The sequence below is a fragment of the Bradyrhizobium sp. Leo114 genome (assembly GCF_055229415.2).
The window spans coordinates 1-5,617 of record NZ_JBUYEN020000119.1 but is presented as its reverse complement, the minus strand read 5'-3'; the positions used below and the strand labels follow the sequence as shown (position 1 = coordinate 5,617).

Below are 5,617 nucleotides of genomic sequence, written 5' to 3'. Positions count from 1 at the left end.
AGCCAGCTTGCTTCGCGCCAGCGCGAGGCTTGGACATAGTCGAAGAGATAGGCCGACAGCACCTTGGTGCGCCCAGGAATGTTGCCGCCGATCATAAGCACGATGCCGAACGTGCCTATCGCATGCGTAAAGCCAAGCATGGCGCCTGTCAGAACACCCGTTCGCGCCACAGGCAAGGCGACCGTGAAGAAGGTATATAACGGTGAGGCGCGCAGAGTGGCAGCGACTTCCAGCCGGCGGTCACCCATCGCAGCGAAGGCGTTGCGGATGGGCTGCACCATCAAAGGCAGCGCTGACAAAACCGATCCGACCACGAGCCCCGTAAAGGTGAAGGCGAGCGTGGCCCCGCCCCAGAGAGAGGCGAGAAGGCCACTCGGGCCGAGCAGGGCCAGCAGATAGAAACCGAGTACTGTTGGCGGCAGCACCAGCGGCAGCGCGATGATCGTGGCGACCGCCTCAGCCCAAAGGCTCTTCGAGCGCGCTATCCACCACGCGAGCGGCGTGCCAAGGACCAGCAGGATCACGGTCGTCAGGCTCGCGAGCTCGATCGTGAGCCGGAGCGATTCCCAGAGCTCTGGCGAAAAAGCCATCCATGCGTCAACTCTAGCTTTGCACGTAGCCACCCCGCGCGATAATCGCGTGGAGTTTTTGCCATTTGAGAAAGTCGACGAAGGCGGCCGACAGTTTATTGTAGGTGCCAGTCTCCAACAGCACGGCGTCTTGCCCATAAGACTCCTGCGCCACCAGCCAGCGGCAACGGATTTTGCTGTTTGTAAGCTCGGGCGGCGCGACAAATCCGAGTTCGGCATTGCCGGTCTCGGGTTGATAGGCGTGTGTGATGCTGGCGCCACCGGCCTTATTTGGCTGAATCGCCGCACTGACACCTAGCACTTTCGTTACCTGCACCGCCGTTGCGCCATCATAAGGTGCGGCGGCCGGATCGCAGATCGATGATTTTGCGACAGACATCATCTGAAGCCTCTCCGCGCGATTGGCGAACTTCACGTTCGAACGCCACAGCACGAACTTGCCGCTCTTTAGTCGTGAAGCTGCTTGCGATACCCGGAGAGGCTTCTCCATCGACTTACTTGGGCGGAACTGGTCGGCCGACAGAAGGATACAAAATGCGCGGGTTGGATGATCCGGCTGCAAAAATGTCCGTTCGCGCGAGAGCTCAACCCGGCCTCGAGCCGGATCGTCTGAATGAGCGGTGCTGCAATCTCGTTGCCCGGCAGACGGAAGTTTGCGGCAATAGTGGGACTGATGTTGACCGCTGCTGCTATTCCGAGCAGGAGCAGGATCAGGATTAAGGTTGCATTTATCAGGATCAATCGGGCAAGCCTCATTGGGGGTTCTTTCGGAGCGGGGCGGCTGCGACCACTTTGGCCGCGGCGGCTTATGCTCCTCATCCCAGCAATCGGCGTGCCGCTCGCGGAATATGATGCGCGCCTTGCGCCATAGCAGCCAAACACGCTTAAGCGCCAGCGTGGCTGTTGAATTGCGGCGGAATGGCCTCAGCGCCGTGTCAGCTTCCGACTTCGGCGTCTTCAACCGAACATCTCTAGCCTCTTGAACGAAAAACTTCTGGCATTACTCTGCCCAAAGTTGGCTCCGCCGCGCCGTGATGTCCGATTTTGGATCTTTGAACGGCTCGACTCCGATCTCCGGACCGGCTGACCCGACGTGGCCGCCTGAGGTGTCGGAATACGATAAGTTCTGCCTTCACGTCTGCCACTACGAAGCGTCCGTTCGACGAGAACTCTGGGGCAGACGTCTCGTCCAGGCGCGGCGGGAGCTCGGCGTAGATGGCCCGGTGAAGGAGCATCGAGGCTGTCGTTTTTAACTGTGCGAAACTACGACGCGAGGCTCGATAACGCCCGAGGGCAGCTTGCATCAAGGTCTTAGGCGCATGTCTCCAAACGTCGATAATGTGGATGCGTACCATCCAAAAAATCAATTTTACCAATGTCGCGGAATGTTGCATTGACAGCACCTGACGCCCGACGAATCACGTCACTGCTTCTGTCGCGCGGCGCGGCTGAAAGGCAGTGCGTTCGCGTCGAAGCGCCTAATGGAAGCAGCAGCATGGCAGATCAATTCGCGAAGGACATTGTTGCACGAACAAGGAAAACGCTGTCGGCGGCCGCGAGACATCGACCACCACGGAACTGACCTGGTGTGGCATCCAGTCACTGGAGTTGCGGACATCATCTGCGTGGCGCAGTCCTACGCGATCGACGATTGAGATGAACACGGATGACGCCTGATCGAATCTCAAGTCTATCGGCGACGAACCTGTCCGCGGCGTGGTCGCTGAGAAGGCCTGAACGGGGAGGCGCGTCGTCGTTTCCGGAATGGGCGGGACCGGCGGCGCTTCCATTTATAGGGAGATGCGAAGGCCGCTCCGCCAGTGACCCGATTGCAACTCTGAGCTCAGGATAAGGGCCAAGCTCAAAACGCTGCCCGAGCATTAAATCGCCCGCAAGCAGCTGGTCGATCTCGAGGCCGCGCCCAATCTGGCGCGCGCGAGCGCAAGGTGCGCGTGGCGCTGAACAACGCCTCTGCCTTCGGCGGAACAAACGCGTTTCTGGCATTCAACCAAATACATTTAGGAGAAAGTCTGTCCACAGTCTCGCCGGTTGAACGGCAGCATGGCTTCGGCGCGTGGTGCGCGTCTTGCTTAATGAGAGAAAAACACACGTAACTGCCAGCAAATCGCGCTGCCGGCTGTCGGAGTTCCGACATCGCCGTCTTCAATTGCGCACGGCTGGCATGACAAGGCTCGTCTGATGCCGTCGCCTCTCAACGCGCGGTGGCTCGGTGTTCGAGTTCATATTGGGAAGGAGCGTCATGACCACCATCGCAACTGCCGCACCCGCGCCGGTGTCGAGAACTTGGTACAAAATCCTCTACGTTCAGGTGCTGATCGCGATCCTGATTGGCGTCGTCGTCGGTTGGCTGTGGCCGTCGCTCGCGACCAGCGATTGGGTCAAGGCGCTTGGTGACGGGTTCATCAAGCTGATCAAGTTGGTCATCGCGCCCATCATCTTCTGCACCGTGGTCTCGGGCATTGCGCACATCCAGGATGCGAAAAAGGTCGGCTGGGTCGGCCTCAAGGCGCTGGTCTATTTCGAGATCGTCTCCACTTTTGCCTTGTTGCTCGGCCTTCTGATGGGCAATCTTTTCCAGATCGGCCACGGCCTTGCGGCCAAGCCCGATGCGCAGCCGTCGCCAACTACGTGGAGCAGGCGGAAGCTTCGAAAACCGTCGATTTCATCCTCAATATCATTCCCGACAGCGTGGTCGGCGCGCTGGCGCGCGGCGACATCCTGCAGGTACTCTTATTTGCCATCCTGTTCGGCTTCTCGCTGATGGCGCTGGGTGAGCGCGGCGAGAAGTTGCGCGGCATGATCGACGACACGGCGCACGCGGTGTTCGGCGTCATCGCTATTGTCATGAAGGCCGCGCCGATCGGCGCGTTCGGCGCCATGGCCTTCACGATCGGCAAGCTCGGACCCTCGGCGCTCGGCAATCTAATCGGCCTAATCGCACTGTTCTACGCCACGGCCGCGCTGTTCGTGGTGGTCGTGCTCGGTCTGATCGCGCGCTCCGTTGGCTTTTCGATCTTCAAGTTTATCGCTTATATCAAAGACGAGCTCTTGCTCGTGCTCGGCACCTCGTCCTCGGAAAGCGCGCTGCCGCAGTTGATGAAGAAGCTTGAGCGGCTCGGCTGCTCCAAGCCCGTGGTCGGGCTCGTGGTGCCGACCGGCTACTCGTTCAACCTCGATGGCACCAACGTCTACATGAGCTTGGCAAAGTTATTTATCGCGCAGGCGCTCGGGGTCGATCTTACCTTCGGCCAACAGCTCACGATCCTGATCGTGGCGATGATGACCTCGAAAGGCGCAAGCGGTATCACCGGGGCCGGCTTCATCACGCTCGCGGCGACGCTATCATCGGTTAATCCGGCGCTAGTGCCTGGCATGGCAATCGTGTTCTCGATCGATAAATTCATGAGCGAGGTGCGCGCCCTTACCAATATCACGGGCAACGGTCTTGCCGCGGTGTTCGTGTCCTGGTGGGAAGGCGAGCTCGATCAAGCCACGCTCCATGCGCGGCTCAACCAGGAAAGCGATCGTTGTCCCTTGTTAACTGCAGTAGGTGCGCGATACCGCTGATCACGAGGCGGTTGTCCCTCGAAAACGGGGCCGTGGCAGTTAAGGGATCGATCCGTCGTCGATTTTCGTCCATCAGTCACAACAGATCTCGGTTATGCCACCCACCGCTCTCATCCCTCGGTGGTGCTATCGCATACGTGACGCGGCACCAGACATTACTACTGCGCGGCGGGCGATATACCCATTTTCGAGCGGCCAGAAATGTCACTGATTGCTGCGAGAATCGCGTCCATTTGCGTTTTTGTGCCGATGCTAACGCGGATACAGTCTTCAAGACCTTCATCAGGGAAAAAGGCAACGAGTATCTTTTGCCTTTCCAAAGCCAGCTGCCACCATCTGCCGTCGTGTCCCGCGGGCACACGGACTAGCAAGAAATTTGCGTCGGAGGGCGTTGCAGACAATCCAAGTTGTGACAGTGCGCTCGCCACTCGTTCTCTTTCCTGCGTGATGTGCCTATGGTTATCTTCGTAGATGGCGCGGTGCGCAAGAACGCTGATGCCCACCGCGTGACCGATCACATTCATGTTGAAGACGTTCTGGATGTTACGAAGCCTTCCGATAAGCTCTGGGTGGCCTAGTCCGAAGCCGACGCGAATGCCAGCGGCGGCGTAGCTCTTCGAAAATGTTCTTAAGATCAGAAGAGTCGGATAGCGGCTTAGGAGGCGTAGGCCATTATCAGGCGCAAAATCGACATACGCCTCGTCCAACACGACTAGACGGTCCGATTCTGCCACAAGGCGTTCGATGTCAGCGATCGGAATGAACGTTCCGGTTGGATTATTCGGATTAGCTACCAGAACGAACTTCGCGGCTTTTTCGCAACCCAACAACAATTGCTCTATAGGCAAGGACTGAGGTTCGTCACATCTGACTTCGAGAAGTTGAGCCCCTTGCAACATAGCAAGTTTGCGATTGAATGAAAAACCTGGAGACAGCATTGCCACGCTCTCGCCCGGGGGCAAGAAAGGCTCTGTAGATCAGCCCCAGAATCTCAGATGATCCATTGCCGGCAATCACATGATCCGTCGCTACGCCGTACGCATTGGCAGCTGCTTCCCGCAAGCTGAGGTTGTCATCTTCGGGATAAAGATACTGCCGCTCAAGGGCGGTAATTGCACTTTGCCATACGATCGTTGGCAGTGGAAATGGGTTCTCATTGGTATCTAGCTTCACGTAAGTTGCATCCGGCGCAGTCCGGCCGGCCGGCGGAGCATTCAACTGTCTCGCTGTCTGCGAAAGAGAAGACAGCACATTCTGCAATTTTGCATCCGACATCGTGTTCTTCCTTTGATTCGCCGGGGACAATCGCGGTTTGAAATGGACCCCGATTGTGGGACCACGTGCTTAGTTGGAAGGGGCTGCTCCGTTTGATAGACGGAGCGCATGATGACGACAAAGACGAGACGCAAGATCGACGCGGCACTGAAGGCAAAGATCGC

The 5,617-nt window shown here is 58.1% G+C and carries 2 protein-coding genes and 2 pseudogenes; 1 reads left to right on the top strand and 3 read right to left on the bottom strand.

The window, feature by feature from the left end; all coding sequences use genetic code 11:
* A partial coding sequence (modB, locus tag ACZIRK_RS44485) for a molybdate ABC transporter permease subunit (protein WP_474419758.1) occupies positions 1-590 on the bottom strand: 590 nt, incomplete at its 3' end.
* A 13-nt stretch (positions 591-603) separates the two neighbouring features.
* Positions 604-1,551 carry a type 2 periplasmic-binding domain-containing protein gene (locus ACZIRK_RS44480; RefSeq protein ID WP_474419756.1) on the bottom strand — a complete coding sequence of 316 codons (948 nt, stop codon included), beginning with the start codon at positions 1,549-1,551 and terminating at the stop codon, positions 604-606.
* A 1,299-nt stretch (positions 1,552-2,850) separates the two neighbouring features.
* Between ACZIRK_RS44480 and dctA the strand changes: the two are divergent.
* Positions 2,851-4,178, top strand: a pseudogene (dctA, locus tag ACZIRK_RS44475) (C4-dicarboxylate transporter DctA).
* 158 nt (positions 4,179-4,336) lie between these two features.
* Here the strand turns inward: dctA and hisC are convergent.
* Positions 4,337-5,453: pseudogene (hisC, locus tag ACZIRK_RS44470) on the bottom strand (histidinol-phosphate transaminase).
* Between the last annotated feature and the right edge of the window lie 164 nt (positions 5,454-5,617).